This is a genomic window from Thermoanaerobaculia bacterium, from assembly GCA_035260525.1.
Classification (GTDB): domain Bacteria; phylum Acidobacteriota; class Thermoanaerobaculia; order UBA5066; family DATFVB01; genus DATFVB01.
In genome coordinates this window covers 1-12749 of the sequence record DATFVB010000042.1, presented here as the reverse complement: position 1 = coordinate 12749, position 12749 = coordinate 1, and the positions used below count along the sequence as shown (strand labels likewise).

Sequence of the window (12749 nt, the reverse complement as noted above, 5' to 3'; positions counted from 1 at the left end):
CGGATCGTTCGAAAGTTCCGCTTCGTTTGCTGTCGTTGAACGATGGTCCCGTGCGCGCTTTGCTCCAAAATGCAAATTCATCATTTCCAATCGGCGCAAACGAAGCATTCGGATCACGGACGCAATGCGCTCGAACGAAGCATTTGCATCACGCCGGTGAGACGGCGGGCTCGCATACTTCTCCGGAATGCGGCGCGCGGGGGGAAAGAGCTGATGCACGAGACCGGCCTCGCCATCGAGGCCCACAAGATCGCCCGCGCCGCGGCGGACGCCCGGCGAGGCGGCGCAATCGAATCGGTCACGCTCGTCGTCGGAGAGCTCTCGGCGGTCGAGCCGGAGCTCCTCGCGTTCGCGTGGGAGGCGGTCGTCTCCGGAACCCCGGACGCCGGCGCGCGCCTCGTCGTCGAGTGGCGGCGGGCGTCGCAGCATTGCGCCGCGTGCGGCGACATCGCCGAGCGCGCCGCCGGGAGCTGGCTGCGCCTCTGCCCGCGCTGCGGCGGTCCGCTCGCGGTGACGGGAGGCGACGAGCTCGACGTGCGGAGCGTCGTGTTTTGCGAAGGAGGAGACGCATGACCGAGATCGACGTCCGCCAGAAGGTGCTCGCCGCCAACGCGGCGGCCGCCGCGGGACTGCGCAGCGCGTTCCGCGATACCGGCACGCTCGTCGTCAACCTGATCTCCTCTCCCGGGTCGGGCAAGACGACGCTTCTCGAGGCGACGGCGGGCGCGCTCCGCGGCCGCTTCCGCCTCGGAGCGCTCGACGGCGACATCGCGACGGAACGCGATGCGGAGCGTCTGCGCCGGCAGGGCATCCCCGCCCGGCAGATCCTGACGGGCGGCGCCTGCCACCTCGACGCGCGCCAGATCGAGAAGGCGCTCTCGGACGAAGACGGGCGGCTTTCGGCGCTCGACATCCTCTTCATCGAGAACGTCGGGAACCTGATCTGCCCGACGTCCTACGACCTCGGCGAGGACTTCAAGGTCGCGCTCCTTTCCGTCGCCGAGGGAGACGACAAGCCGTTCAAGTACCCCGCGATCTTCGCGCGCGCGGCGGTCACGGTCGTCACGAAGGCCGACCTCCTCGCGCACGTCGATTTCGACCTCGACGCCGTCCGCAGCCAGGTAGCCGCATTGAATCCCTCCGGGAAGCTCCTCGTCACGTCCTCGCGGACGGGCGCGGGCCTGGAAGCGTGGTACGCGCTCCTGGCCAACGCGCTCGCCGACAAGCGCGCCGCGCAAGTTCTCGCTTTGCGATGAAGGACGGCGGCCGCGCCGCCCGGGGCACACCCATCGACCGCCCGGGAGGCCTGGGCCGCCGCGAGGTCCTCGGCGCGGCGGCCGCCCTGATCGCGGCCGGGCTCCTCCCGGCCGGATGCACGCGGGGCGCGGCGGCGCTGCTCGAGTCCGGGCAAGTGTCGGTCCCGTCGGGCGATCTCGCCGGCGGGCGGCGCGTCACGATCACGGTCCGGAACAACCCGGTCGAGGTCTTCCGCGACGCGAGCGGCGTGACCGCGCGGCTCCTGCGCTGCACACACTCGGGATGCGTCGTGAAGTGGAAGCCGGAATCGCGGACGTACTCATGCCCCTGCCACGACGGCCATTTCGACGAGGACGGGAAGGTTCTGGCCGGGCCGCCCCCCGGTCCGCTTCGCGGGGTGCCGGTCAGGGTTCAACCCGATCGCATCATCGTCGGCTGACGGCCGGCGCGGACCATAGGGGTCGTTATACAGGTCCGTGCGACCCGCCCGCGGTCTTAACGTACGTTCTCAGTACGCCTCGCCCGCGGGCGGGTCGCACGGACCCGTCTTCCAACCCCTCTGGCCGCGCCTGATCGCTTGGGCAACTGAAACTCGCAAACCTCCATTGCGCATGCTTCGGGCCATGCCCAGCCGGTCTCGAAATGCTCGCGTTTTGCGTGAGCGATTTGCGCAGATTGATGCATTCACACCTCCCCGCCGGAGGCCCCCGCCGCCTACCGTGAGACCACCGTGAGCGAGTCCGGAATTCGCATCGAGATCCGGGGAACCGTCCAGGGCGTCGGCTTCCGTCCCTGGGTCTGGAGGCTCGCCCGGGAGAACGGCATCGCGGGGCGCGTCTCCAACGATTCGCGCGGCGTGACGATCGACGCCTTCGGAGGCGAGTCGGCGCTCGAGAGCTTCCTGCGCGGGCTGCGCGTCGCGCCGCCCCCGGCCGCCGAGATCCGCGAGCTCGAATCGCGGCCGATCCCGGTCGAGACGGTCCGGGACTTCGTCATCGTCGCGAGCCGCGCGACGGAAGGGCTCCGCGTCTCGATTCCGCCGGACCTCGCGACCTGCAACGACTGCCTCCGGGAGATCTTCGATCCGGGCAACCGCCGCTTTCGGTATGCGTTCACGAACTGCACCCACTGCGGGCCGCGCTTCACGATCGCGCGCGAAGTTCCCTACGACCGGCCCGCCACGACGATGGCCGCGTTCCCGATGTGCCCGGACTGCCGGCGCGAATACGAGGACCCCGCGGACCGCCGCTTTCACGCGCAGCCCAACGCCTGTCCCGCCTGCGGGCCGAAGCTCCGGCTCGTCTCTCACGACGGAGGCCGCGTTCGCGGGACGGACCCGATCGACGGCGCGGTCTCGATCCTGCGCGCCGGCGGCACCGTCGCCGTCAAAGGCCTCGGAGGGTTCCACCTCGCATGCGACGCGCGGTCCTCCGAAGCGGTCGAGCGCCTGCGCCGCCGCAAACGCCGCGAGGAGAAGCCGTTCGCGGTGATGGTGCGGACGCTTGCCGACGCCGAGTCGCTCGCGGTCCTCTCCGACGAAGAACGGGCGCTCCTTTCCTCGGTCGAGCGGCCGATCGTCCTCGTCGAGCGGCGCGCGGGCGCGCGGCTCGCGCCCGAGGTCTCGCCCGACAATCCGCTCGTCGGCCTGATCCTCGCGTACACGCCGCTCCACCATCTGCTCCTCGACGCCGCCGCCACCCCGCTCGTGATGACGTCGGGAAACCTGTCGGAGGAGCCGATCGCGTGCGGAAACGAGGAGGCGCTCGCGCGTCTCTCGCGCATCGCCGACGCGTTCCTCCTCCACGACCGCGACATCGCCTCCCGATGCGACGACTCGGTCGCGCGCATCGTCGGCGGCGGCCCCGTGCTGCTGCGCCGGTCGCGCGGATGGGTCCCGCGCGCGGTTCCCGTTTCCGTCCCCTTCCCCGAGCCGGTGCTCGCCTGCGGCGGGCACCTCAAGAACACGTTCTGCATCGGCCTCGGCGAATCGGCGTATCTGGGCCCTCACATCGGCGACCTCGAGAACCTGGAGACGCTCGCCGCGTTCGAGGAGGCGATCGCTCGCATGGAGCGATTCCTTCGCGTCGAGCCGGCGATCGTCGCGCACGACCTTCATCCGGAATACGTCTCGACGGCGTACGCGCGGGAGCGGAAGGGGCGAAAGATCGCCGTCCAGCACCACCACGCGCACGTCGCGAGCGCGATGGCCGAGCACGGCCTCGATCGCGCGATCGGAATCGCGTACGACGGAACGGGCTACGGGACCGACGGAACCGCCTGGGGCGGCGAGCTGCTCGTCGCGACCCCCGCCGGCTACGACCGCGTCGCGACGTGGCGCCCCGTCGCGCTCGCCGGGGGCGAGGCGGCGATCCGCGAGCCCTGGCGGGTCGCGCTCGCGCTGCTCGAGGACGCCTTCCCGGAGGGCGCGCCGATCGACCGTCTTCCGCTCTTCCAGCGCCTCGGCTCGCGCTCGGTCGACACGGTCCGGAAGATGCTCGGCGCGAAGATCCACACGCCGCTCGCGCGGGGCGTCGGAAGGTATTTCGACGGGTTCGGCGCGCTCTTCCTGGCCCGTCCGGCCGCGCGGCACGAGGGACAGGTCGCGCTCGCGTGGAACTTCGCCGCCGACCCGGCCGAGAGACGCGCTTATCCGTTCGCCATCGCCCGCGCCTCGACGCCGTGGGAGCTCGACTTCCGACCGGCCGTCCGTGCGGCGGTCGCGGAATTCCTCGCGGGCGCGGATGCTTCGGCGATCTCCGGACGCTTCCACGAGACGGTCGCCTCCGCGACCGCGGCGCTCGTTCGTCACGCCGTCGAGATCGCGAAGGACCTTCCGGTCGTCGCGACCGGAGGATGCTTCCAGAACGCGCTGCTCGCCGAGCGAGTCGCCGAGCACGTCGGCCGCCTCGGGCTCCGCGTCCTTCTCCAGCGCCGCGTGCCGCCGGGCGACGGCGGTCTCGCGCTCGGCCAGGCCGTCGTGGCGGCGGCCCAGTGCGCGAAAGGCGCGGCCGCCGCAAGCGGCGCAAGAACAGTCGCCGCGCCAAGCGGCGCAAGAACAGTCGCCGCCGCAAGCGGCGCAAGAACACTCGCCGCGGCAAGCAGCGCAAGAACAGCCACCGCGCCAAGCAGCGCGAATGGAGATGCTCTCCAGCTCGTTCCCTCGGGAGGTGAATGATGTGCCTCGGAGTTCCCGGCAAAGTGATCTCGGTCGACGGGGCGTTTGCGATCGTCGACTTCTGGGGCGTCCGGCGCCAGGTCTCGCTCGACATCGTCGACGAGCCGGTCCAGCCGGGCGACTACATCCTGAACCACGTCGGCTTCGCGATCCGCCGGATCCCGCAGGAGGACATCGGCCAGACGCTGTCGCTCTACGAGAATCTCCTGAAGGAAGCGGGGGCGGACGACCTGATGGCCGCGGACGTGCGCGGCGAGATCGCCGGAACGGGAAGCGGCAATGGCTGATCCCGCAGGCGCTCCCTCGGCGGGCCCCCCCCGGTCGTCCGAGGACGCGCGGCTCGACGCCGCGATCCGCCAGCTCAAGTTCCGCGACCCGGCGACGGCGCGGAAGCTCTCGGAGACGATCGCGCGCGTCACGAAGGAGATCGGCCGCTCCCCCGTGTCCGTCATGCACGTCTGCGGCAGCCACGAGCAGGCGATCGCGAAGTTCGGTCTCCGCGCGACGTTCCCGAGGGACTTGAACGTCATCATGGGGCCGGGATGCCCCGTCTGCATCACGGACATGCCGGAAGTCGACGAAGGCGTCGCGCTCGCGCGGCAGGGAGTGCTCATCGCCTCCTACGGCGACATGCTGAAGGTGCGCGGGACGGTCCAGTCCTTGAACGACGCGCAGGCCGACGGCGCCGACGTCGCGGTCGTCTACAGCGCGAGCCAGGCGGTGGATCTCGCCCGCTCGACCGACCGCGAGGTCGTCTTCTTCGCGACCGGCTTCGAGACGACGGCCGTCGCGACCGCCGCCGTCATCCGCGGCAACCCGCCGAAGAACTTCTCCGTGCTCTCGGCGCACAAGTACATCCCGCCGGTCATGGAGATCGTCGCCGAGATGCCGGAAAACCGCGTCGAGGGATTCCTCGCGGCGGGGCACGCGGCGACGATCACCGGCTGGGGGATCTTCGAGGCCTTCGCGGAGAAGCACCGGCTTCCGGTCGTCGTCGCCGGGTTCGAGCCGCTGGACATCCTCGCCGGCCTCGCGCGCCTGGTCGAGCTCGTCCGCGACCGCGAGCCGAAGGTCGTCAACATGTTCCCGCGCTGCGTCACGAAGGAAGGGAACCGGCGCGCGCAGGAGGAGCTCTGGAGCGTGTTCCGCCCCGTCGGCGGGCGGTGGCGCGGCATCGCGCACGTCCCGAACGGGAACCTGCGCCTGCGCGACGAATGGGCGCACCTGGACGCCCGACGGCGCTTCACGATCGACCTCTCCTCGCTCTGGGACTACGCGCCGCCGACGCTCGCGGCCGACTGCATCTGCGGCAACATCATGTCGGGGATCGCTTCGCCCGTTAACTGCAAGCTCTTCGGGAAGGAGTGCGTGCCCGACACGCCCGTCGGCGCGTGCATGGTGTCTTCCGAAGGCACCTGCAAGATCTGGCACCAGTACGGCGGTCATCCCGACCTGGGGACGCTATGAAGAACGCGAGCCTCGGCGGCTCGACGAAAACCGGGCTGGCATTGCTCGACGACCGCGTCACGCTCAAGCAGGGCGCCGGCGGCCGCGCGATGCGGGCGCTGATCGAGGACGTGTTCCTCGAAGGCGCCCCGCGGCTCTCGGACAAGGACGTCGGGCCGCTCGCGATGGACGACGGGGCCGCCCTCTGGATCGGCGACCGGTGGGTCGTCGTGACGACCGACTCGCACGTCGTGCATCCGATCTTCTTCCCCGGCGGAGACATCGGGAAGCTCTCGATCTCGGGGACGGTCAACGACCTCGCGATGATGGGAGCCACGGAGGTGCTCGCGCTGACCTGCGGCGCGATCATCGAGGAAGGGTTTCCGCGGACCGACCTCGATCGCATCCGCGCTTCGATGGCCGAAACCTGCCGGGAGTCGGGCGCGCCGATCGTCACCGGCGACACGAAGGTGATGGGCCGCGGCGAGATTGACGGGATCGTCCTGAACACGACCGGGGTGGCCGTCACCACCCGGATCGTCCGCGACTGCGGCCTGCGCCCCGGCGACCGGATCGTCGTGACCGGAGCGATCGGCGACCACGGCCTCGCGATCATGGCCGCCCGCCACCAGCTCGGTCTGGAAGGCGACCTCTTCTCCGACGTCGCGCCGATCAACGGCCTGATCCGTGCGGCCCTGGATGCCTGCGGCGCGGGAATCGTCGCGATGAAGGATCCCACCCGCGGCGGGCTCTCCTCGGCCCTTCACGAGATGGCCGGCAAGAGCCGCGTCGGGATTCTCCTCGAGGAGACGAAAGTCCCCGTCCACGACGCCGTCCGCGCCGCCGGCGACCTGCTCGGGATCGACCCGTTGAACGTCGCCAACGAGGGAAAGGCCGTGATCGGCGTCGCCCCCGAGGCCGCCGGCGCGCTCCTCGAAGCCCTGCGCGCGCATCCTCTCGGGCGCGAGGCCGCGATCGTCGGGACCTGTCTCGCCGAACGGCCCGGCTCGATCATCCTCGACACCGGTTTCGGAAGGCGCCTCCTCGCCGAGCCCGAGGGGGAGCCGCTCCCGCGCATATGCTGACCTTCCTTCGTCCGCTGCGCGTCGCCGTGCTCTCGTCGCACCGCTGCCCCGGCGCGCAGGACCTCCTCTTCGATCCGGCGCTCGGACGCCGATGGGAGCTCGCCTGCGCGTTCTCGAGCGAGCCGGATTTCGAGACGCGCCCGCTCTTCCTCGCGGCGGACGTTCCCTTCGTGTCGTACCCGATCCGCGACTTCTACCGGCGGCGCAACGCGCCTCTCTCGGATCTGTCGGTGCGGCGGGAGTACGACGCCGCGGTGGCCGCCCTCCTGAAGATGTGGGAACCGGACCTCCTCCTCTTCTCGTCGTACCTGTACGTCGCGACCCCGGCGCTCCTCGACTCGGCGCCCGTCGGCGCGATCAACGTCCACGGGAGCGACCTGTGCCTGCTCGGCGCCGACGGCCGGCCGAAATACCCGGGCCTGCGCGCGGTCGCCGACGCGATCCTCTCGGGCGAGCGCGAAACGCGCGCTACCGCCCACTGGATGACCGAGGAGGTCGACGGCGGACCGGTGATCCTCCGATCGCCGGCGTATCCCGTCGCGCCGTTCGTGGCCGACCTGCTCGCGGCCGGAAACCGCCGGGCCGTCAAGGCGTACGCCTGCGCCCATCAGGAGTGGATGCTGGCCGACGCCTGGGGAGACCTCGCGCGCCAGGCGATCCGCCTCGCCGCGGCCGGGCGGCGGGCGCCGGACGCGGAGCCCGTCGTCGCCGTGCTCTCCGCGGAGGGCGCATGACGGCGATCCGGCTCGACCGCTCCGCCAGCGTCGCCGTCATCACGATCGACCGGCGGGACCGGTTCAACTCGCTCGACGTCGAGACCGCGCAGGAGTTCCGCCGCGCCGGACTCCAGTGCGCGCGCGACCCGGAGGTCCGGGCCGTGATCCTGCGCGGCGAGGGCGGCGTCTTCTGCAGCGGGGCGGACTTGAAATACATCCGCGCGGGAGGCGATTCGAAGGACCTCGGATACCTCCAGGACGGCCGGCCGCAGCGCGGCGGCTACGGGGCCGTCTTCCAGCAGATCCTCGAATACATCCACAGCGCGATTTCCGAGATCAAGCGCGCCCCGAAGGCCTTCGTAGCCGCCGTCGACGGTGTCGCGGCCGCCGGAGGGTTCGGGATCGCGATGGCGTGCGATCTCGTCTTCGCCTCCGAGCGCGCGAGCTTCGAGTGGGCCTACGGCAAGACCGGACTCACGGGCGCCGAAAGCTCGACGTTCTTCCTGCCCCGGCTCCTCGGCCTGCGCCGCGCGATGGAGCTCGTTCTGATGAACCCCCGGCTCGACGCGAAAACGGCCCTCGAATGGCAGCTCGTCAACGCGGTCTTCCCGACCGACGGGTTCGACGACCGCGTCCTCGAGATCGCCCGGCGGATCGCCGCCGGGCCCGCCGAGGCGCTCGGAATCGCGAAGAACCTCGTCAACCAGGCCGCGGGCGTCGACCGCCTCGACTTCCATCTCGACCGCGAGATCGAGGCGCTCGCGCGGATCGCCGACGGCGCCGACTTCCGCGAGGGACTCGACGCCTTCTTCGAGAAGCGCGCGCCGGAGTTCGGACTGAAATGAGCGGCGCGATCTTCCCGGCGCTCGCCGTCGCCGCCGTCACCGTCGGCAGCCTGCACACGGCCGCGCCCGATCACTGGGTCCCCTTCGCCGCGCTCGCCCGGACGCGCGGGTGGTCCGCCCGGCGCACGGCGCGCGTCACGCTCGCGTGCGGGTTCGGCCACGTGACGGTCTCGGCGCTCCTCGGCCTCGCCGGGGTCTTCCTCGGCACGCAGGTCCTCGCCTCGTTCGGGCGGCGCCTCGGCGCCGTCGCGCCGCTCCTCCTGATCGTCTTCGGCGTCGCGTACGCGCTCTGGGGCATGCGCCGCGCGATTCCGCCGCGCGTGCACGGGCATCCCCACGCGCACTACGACCACGTGCACGACCGCGCGAGCGCCTGGACGCTGTTTCTCCTCTTCTCCGCGGATCCGTGCTTCGCCGTCGCGCCGCTCGTCCTCGCGGCGGCCCCTCTCGGCTGGCCTCGCATCCTCGCCATCGTCGCGCTCTACGAGGCGGCGACACTCGCGACGATGCTCGCCTTCGTCCTTCCGGCGCGCGCGGGCGCGCGCGTCCTCCACGCGCCGTGGCTCGACCGCTGGGGCGACGCCGCCGCCGGCGGCCTGATCGCCGCCGTCGGACTCGCGGTCCTCGGCCTCGGCTGGTAGTCCTCCTCCGCTCTCCGAGCTACGGAGGACAAGGCCCGCCTTTGCTCTTCGAGCTTCGGCGCGGTTTCCCCGCCCGCCGTCGATCGGTCGCGAAGCGACTCTCTTCTCGTCACCGCGAGGCCACTCGTCCTCGTCGTCATTGCGAGGTCGCGGCCTGCCGCGCCGTAGCCTTGACGCAGGCCGGCTACAGCAGCTGGTGCCGGTACGCGAAGACGACCGCGGCGAGCTTCGAGTGGACGTCGAGCTTCAGGAGAATCCGCTGGGTGTGGTTCCGGACGGTCACGGGCGCGATGCGGAGCTTCTCGGCGACGCGCGCGGTCGAGAGACCCTCGGCGAAGCCGAGGACGATCTCTTTCTCGCGGGCAGTCAGCATCACGGGCGCCGCGGCTCGCATCGGCCAGCGCGCCGGGGGCGCGCTCGCCGCGAGCGACGCGAGCTCGGCGTCGGTCGCCGAGAGCTCCGAGCCCTTTTCCGCGACGACGTGGATGACCACGGAGAGCTCCGCGCGGACGGAGGGCACGACGAAGGTCCGGAACCGGATCGCGCGTTCCCGGCCCGCGGCGTCGAGGAGCGTCAGCGTGAACGGGCGCACCGGGTCGTCGTCGTTTCGCGCCTGCGGCAATATCGGGCAGTTTCGAGCGCAGTACCGGTTTCCGTTCTCGTCGCGCCCGGCGATGATGTCGAAACAGTGCTTGCCGAGCACCTTCGGCGCGGCGTGCCCGAGCAGCGTCTCGCAGGAACGGTTCCAGTAGACGATCCGCTCCATCGAGTCGATTCCGAATGCGGCCTGCCGGCTCTTCGAGAGAAGGTCGATCGTCTCGCGCGGAGACGTTCGCCGCCGCGAAGGAGGGTCGAGTGTGCGGCTGGGGCCGGTTCGCGCGTCCATCGTGTTCGCTCCCTGGACCGGATTCGAGAACGCGGGAGCCTTGCGAGCAGAATCATCTCACGCGAAGGCGTGCGCTTGCCAGCCGGATCGCTTCGGCATCCGAGCTCCGCGCCGCGATCGAGCCTTGCCGGGGCTGGGGCGTCCCGTGACCGGGAGCCGCCGGGCCCGATCGCGCCGGAGGCCGCCGATCAGGATCGCCGGAAGAGGATGCGCGGAGTCTCCTGCGCCGCGAGCAGCTCGGCGACCGTCGGCGGGGTTCGAAGAGGCGCGTCGAGGCCTCCCCGCACGCCGATCTCGGCGGGCCAGCGGTGCGACAGGAAGAGCGGCATCGACTCCGTGTAGCCGTAGGCCCCCGCCTGCGAGAACGCGACGAGATCGCCGGGCTCGGGCATCGGAAGAGGAACCCGGCCGGCGAAAACGTCGAGGCTGGTGCAGAGGGGCCCGCCGATCGTGGTCGGGTGCGCGCGGCCCGGCCGGCGCGCCCGCGCCGGAATCAGGCGCACGGGCTGTGGCCCGACCAGAGCCGGCCGCAGCAGGTGATGGATGCCGCCGTCCACGAGCGCGTGGACCGTCGATGACGGCCCCGCCTCCCGCTTCACGTCCAGGACGCGGCAGACGTAAACGCCCGCCGGGCCCGCAAGGTACCGCCCCGGCTCGAACAGGAATCGCGTCTGCGCGAAGCGCTCTTCGCCTTCGATCTCGGAGCACACGCGGTCGAGGCCGCGCTCGAGGCGTTCGCGATCGAGCGGCTTCTCGTCGGGCTGGTACGGGATCCCGAAACCGCCCCCGAGGTCGATCAGATCGAGCGGCACGTCCCATCGCCGCGCGAGGCCGAGAGCGAGATCGAGGACGCGCCGGACGTTGCCGACGAAGGCGCGCGCGTCGAGCACGTTCGACGCCTGGAACACGTGGAAGCCCGAGATCGCGAGGCGGGGCCAGCGCGATCTTCGCGCCAGCACATCGCCCGCGAGCGAGACGCTCATCCCGAACTTGCCGGCGCCCGGGCCGCCGATGATCCGGATGCGCTCGGTCCGCCTCCACCGGGGATTCAACCGGAGCTGCACGCGCATCCGCGATTTCGACGCCTGCGCGATCGCCTGGAGCCGGTCGAGCTCTGCCGGGCCCTCGACGTTGACGGCCAGGATGCCCGCGCGCACGGCGGCGGCGAGGTCCCGATCGCTCTTGGCGGGCCCCGACATGACGAGCCGTTCGGGCGGGAAACCCGCCGCCAGGGCGGCCGCGATCTCCCCCGCCGACGCCACGTCGGCGCCCAGGCCCCGGCGCGCGAACGCCGCGAGCACCGCGAGCGAAGGGTTCGCCTTGACGGCGTAGAAGATCTCGAACCGGCGCGGCAAGGCGTCCCGGAGCGCCCGCGCCTGCCGGTCGAACCCGTCGAAGTCGTAGGCGAAGTACGGCGTGCCGTACCGCTTCGCGAGCCGGGAGAGCCGCCGGTCGCCGAGCGCGGTCTTCATCGGCGGAGCGCGGCCTCGAGCGTCGTCTTCGCGTCGGTCTTCGCATCGCGGATCTTGACGATGACGGGCGCCGCGAGCGACAGGCCGTGTTCCCGCGCGAAATCTCCCGGAGCGGGCCGCGACCCCATCACGACGACGGCGCCTTCGGGGATCACGAGCGGAACGCCGTTCGAAGGGTCGGAGCGCAGAATCTCGCCCCGCGTCAAGTCGTAGACGGGCGTCGATGAAGTGAGGATGACGCCCGCGGCGAGCACCGCGCGCCGCTTCACGACGACCCCCTCGTAGATCCCGCAGTTGCCCCCGACGAAGACGTCGTCCTCGACGATCACGGGCAGCGCTCCGATCGGCTCGAGCACGCCGCCGATCTGCGCGGCCGCCGAGAGATGCACGCGCTTGCCGACCTGCGCGCACGACCCCACGAGCGCGTGGCTGTCGACGAGAGAGTCTTCGTCCACGAACGCGCCGACGTTGACGTACGCGGGCGGCATCACGACGACCCCCTTCCCGAGGTGCGCCCCCCTTCGGATCGCGGTTCCACCGGGCACGACGCGAACGCTCGCCGGAAGATCACGCCGCGGCAGCAGGAGATCGCGGTCCCGAAAGAGGAACGGGCCCGCCGAGACTTCGGTCTCCGCGGACGCGGCGAAGCAGGCGAGCACGCCGCGCTTGACCTCGCGGTCGACCCGCCAGCCCGTCGGCGAGCTCGGGTCGCGCACGGCCGCGCGGAGCGCTCCCGACTCCAGCGCGTCGAGGAACTCCTCGTTCCTTGCGCCGGTCACCGTCGCGTTCGCGGCGCCCGGCGACGTCTCCGTCGCGCTCATCGCGCGGCCTCTGTGCGCGCGGCGTCGTGCGCCACGACTGTGCGCGCGGCGTTTGGCGCCACGACTGTCCGCGCGGCATCCTGCGCCACCTCTGTTCGCACGGCGTCCTGCGCCGTGGCTATTCGCGCGGCGTCCTGTGCCGCGACTGTGCGCGCGGCGTCCTGCGCCGCGACTGTGCGCGCGGCGTTTGGCGCCACCTCTGTTCGCGCGGCGTCCTGCGCCGCGACTGTCCGCACGGCGTTCTGCGCCGTGGCTATTCGCGCGGCGTCCTGCGCCGCGGCCATCGGGGAGGCTTCGATGCCCGCCTCCGCCATCGCCGCCTCCATCGACGCGTGGAACGACGTTGCGAGATCCGTGAGCGGCGACCGCAGCCGGTTCTCGATCCGCCCCATCCGCGCGACGGCC

14 protein-coding genes are annotated in these 12749 nt (G+C 71.4%); 10 read left to right on the top strand and 4 right to left on the bottom strand.

What is annotated here, in order from left to right:
- Positions 1-213: 213 nt before the first annotated feature.
- From VKH46_01880 to VKH46_01835, 10 genes are all read left to right on the top strand, one after another.
- On the top strand, positions 214-573 hold the full coding sequence (locus tag VKH46_01880; protein HKB69562.1) for a hydrogenase maturation nickel metallochaperone HypA: 360 nt from the start codon (positions 214-216) through the stop codon (positions 571-573).
- A complete protein-coding gene (gene hypB, locus VKH46_01875; GenBank protein HKB69561.1) occupies positions 570-1256 on the top strand; it encodes a hydrogenase nickel incorporation protein HypB in 687 nt (228 codons plus the stop codon). The genes VKH46_01880 and hypB overlap by 4 nt, the downstream gene beginning before the upstream one ends.
- On the top strand, positions 1253-1696 hold the full coding sequence (locus VKH46_01870; GenBank protein HKB69560.1) for a Rieske (2Fe-2S) protein: 444 nt from the start codon (positions 1253-1255) through the stop codon (positions 1694-1696). Before hypB ends, VKH46_01870 begins: the two co-directional genes overlap by 4 nt.
- 291 nt (positions 1697-1987) lie before the next feature.
- Positions 1988-4432 carry a carbamoyltransferase HypF gene (hypF, locus tag VKH46_01865; protein ID HKB69559.1) on the top strand — a complete coding sequence of 815 codons (2445 nt, stop codon included), beginning with the start codon at positions 1988-1990 and terminating at the stop codon, positions 4430-4432.
- Entirely contained in the window at positions 4432-4719 is a 288-nt protein-coding gene (locus VKH46_01860; GenBank protein ID HKB69558.1) for a HypC/HybG/HupF family hydrogenase formation chaperone, read from the top strand. The genes hypF and VKH46_01860 overlap by 1 nt, the downstream gene beginning before the upstream one ends.
- Entirely contained in the window at positions 4712-5899 is a 1188-nt protein-coding gene (gene hypD, locus VKH46_01855; protein HKB69557.1) for a hydrogenase formation protein HypD, read from the top strand. Before VKH46_01860 ends, hypD begins: the two co-directional genes overlap by 8 nt.
- A complete protein-coding gene (gene hypE, locus VKH46_01850) occupies positions 5896-6963 on the top strand; it encodes a hydrogenase expression/formation protein HypE (GenBank protein ID HKB69556.1) in 1068 nt (355 codons plus the stop codon). The genes hypD and hypE overlap by 4 nt, the downstream gene beginning before the upstream one ends.
- Complete coding sequence (locus tag VKH46_01845; GenBank protein HKB69555.1) at positions 6957-7697, top strand: formyltransferase family protein; 741 nt, start codon at positions 6957-6959, stop codon at positions 7695-7697. Before hypE ends, VKH46_01845 begins: the two co-directional genes overlap by 7 nt.
- The gene (locus tag VKH46_01840; protein ID HKB69554.1) at positions 7694-8524 is read left to right on the top strand and encodes an enoyl-CoA hydratase-related protein; all 831 of its coding nucleotides are present in this window, start codon (positions 7694-7696) and stop codon (positions 8522-8524) included. Before VKH46_01845 ends, VKH46_01840 begins: the two co-directional genes overlap by 4 nt.
- Positions 8521-9165, top strand: coding sequence for a hypothetical protein (locus VKH46_01835; GenBank protein ID HKB69553.1), 645 nt, complete (start codon positions 8521-8523; stop codon positions 9163-9165). Before VKH46_01840 ends, VKH46_01835 begins: the two co-directional genes overlap by 4 nt.
- Before the next feature lie 184 nt (positions 9166-9349).
- Here the strand turns inward: VKH46_01835 and VKH46_01830 are convergent, their stop codons facing one another.
- The 4 genes from VKH46_01830 to VKH46_01815 all read right to left on the bottom strand — a co-directional run.
- Positions 9350-10051, bottom strand: coding sequence for a LuxR C-terminal-related transcriptional regulator (locus VKH46_01830; GenBank protein HKB69552.1), 702 nt, complete (start codon positions 10049-10051; stop codon positions 9350-9352).
- A 188-nt stretch (positions 10052-10239) separates the two neighbouring features.
- Complete coding sequence (locus VKH46_01825; protein HKB69551.1) at positions 10240-11523, bottom strand: pyridoxal-dependent decarboxylase, exosortase A system-associated; 1284 nt, start codon at positions 11521-11523, stop codon at positions 10240-10242.
- Positions 11520-12344: a 2,3,4,5-tetrahydropyridine-2,6-dicarboxylate N-succinyltransferase gene (locus tag VKH46_01820; GenBank protein ID HKB69550.1), complete on the bottom strand. Its 825-nt coding sequence runs from the start codon at positions 12342-12344 to the stop codon at positions 11520-11522. The genes VKH46_01825 and VKH46_01820 overlap by 4 nt, the downstream gene beginning before the upstream one ends.
- Positions 12341-12749 (bottom strand): hypothetical protein (locus VKH46_01815; GenBank protein HKB69549.1); only part of this gene is annotated, 409 nt, incomplete at its 5' end. The genes VKH46_01815 and VKH46_01820, both read right to left, overlap by 4 nt.

Excerpts from the sequence above, each read along its gene's own strand:
- hypE (HKB69556.1), top strand. The coding sequence starts at position 5,896 with ATGAAGAACGCGAGCCTCGGCGGCTCGACGAAAACCGGGCTGGCATTG.
- VKH46_01820 (HKB69550.1), bottom strand. The coding sequence starts at position 12,344 with ATGAGCGCGACGGAGACGTCGCCGGGCGCCGCGAACGCGACGGTGACC.
- hypB (HKB69561.1), top strand. The coding sequence starts at position 570 with ATGACCGAGATCGACGTCCGCCAGAAGGTGCTCGCCGCCAACGCGGCG.
- VKH46_01845 (HKB69555.1), top strand. The coding sequence starts at position 6,957 with ATGCTGACCTTCCTTCGTCCGCTGCGCGTCGCCGTGCTCTCGTCGCAC.
- VKH46_01880 (HKB69562.1), top strand. The coding sequence starts at position 214 with ATGCACGAGACCGGCCTCGCCATCGAGGCCCACAAGATCGCCCGCGCC.
- hypD (HKB69557.1), top strand. The coding sequence starts at position 4,712 with ATGGCTGATCCCGCAGGCGCTCCCTCGGCGGGCCCCCCCCGGTCGTCC.
- VKH46_01835 (HKB69553.1), top strand. The coding sequence starts at position 8,521 with ATGAGCGGCGCGATCTTCCCGGCGCTCGCCGTCGCCGCCGTCACCGTC.
- VKH46_01870 (HKB69560.1), top strand. The coding sequence starts at position 1,253 with ATGAAGGACGGCGGCCGCGCCGCCCGGGGCACACCCATCGACCGCCCG.
- VKH46_01860 (HKB69558.1), top strand. The coding sequence starts at position 4,432 with ATGTGCCTCGGAGTTCCCGGCAAAGTGATCTCGGTCGACGGGGCGTTT.
- VKH46_01830 (HKB69552.1), bottom strand. The coding sequence starts at position 10,051 with ATGGACGCGCGAACCGGCCCCAGCCGCACACTCGACCCTCCTTCGCGG.
- VKH46_01840 (HKB69554.1), top strand. The coding sequence starts at position 7,694 with ATGACGGCGATCCGGCTCGACCGCTCCGCCAGCGTCGCCGTCATCACG.
- VKH46_01825 (HKB69551.1), bottom strand. The coding sequence starts at position 11,523 with ATGAAGACCGCGCTCGGCGACCGGCGGCTCTCCCGGCTCGCGAAGCGG.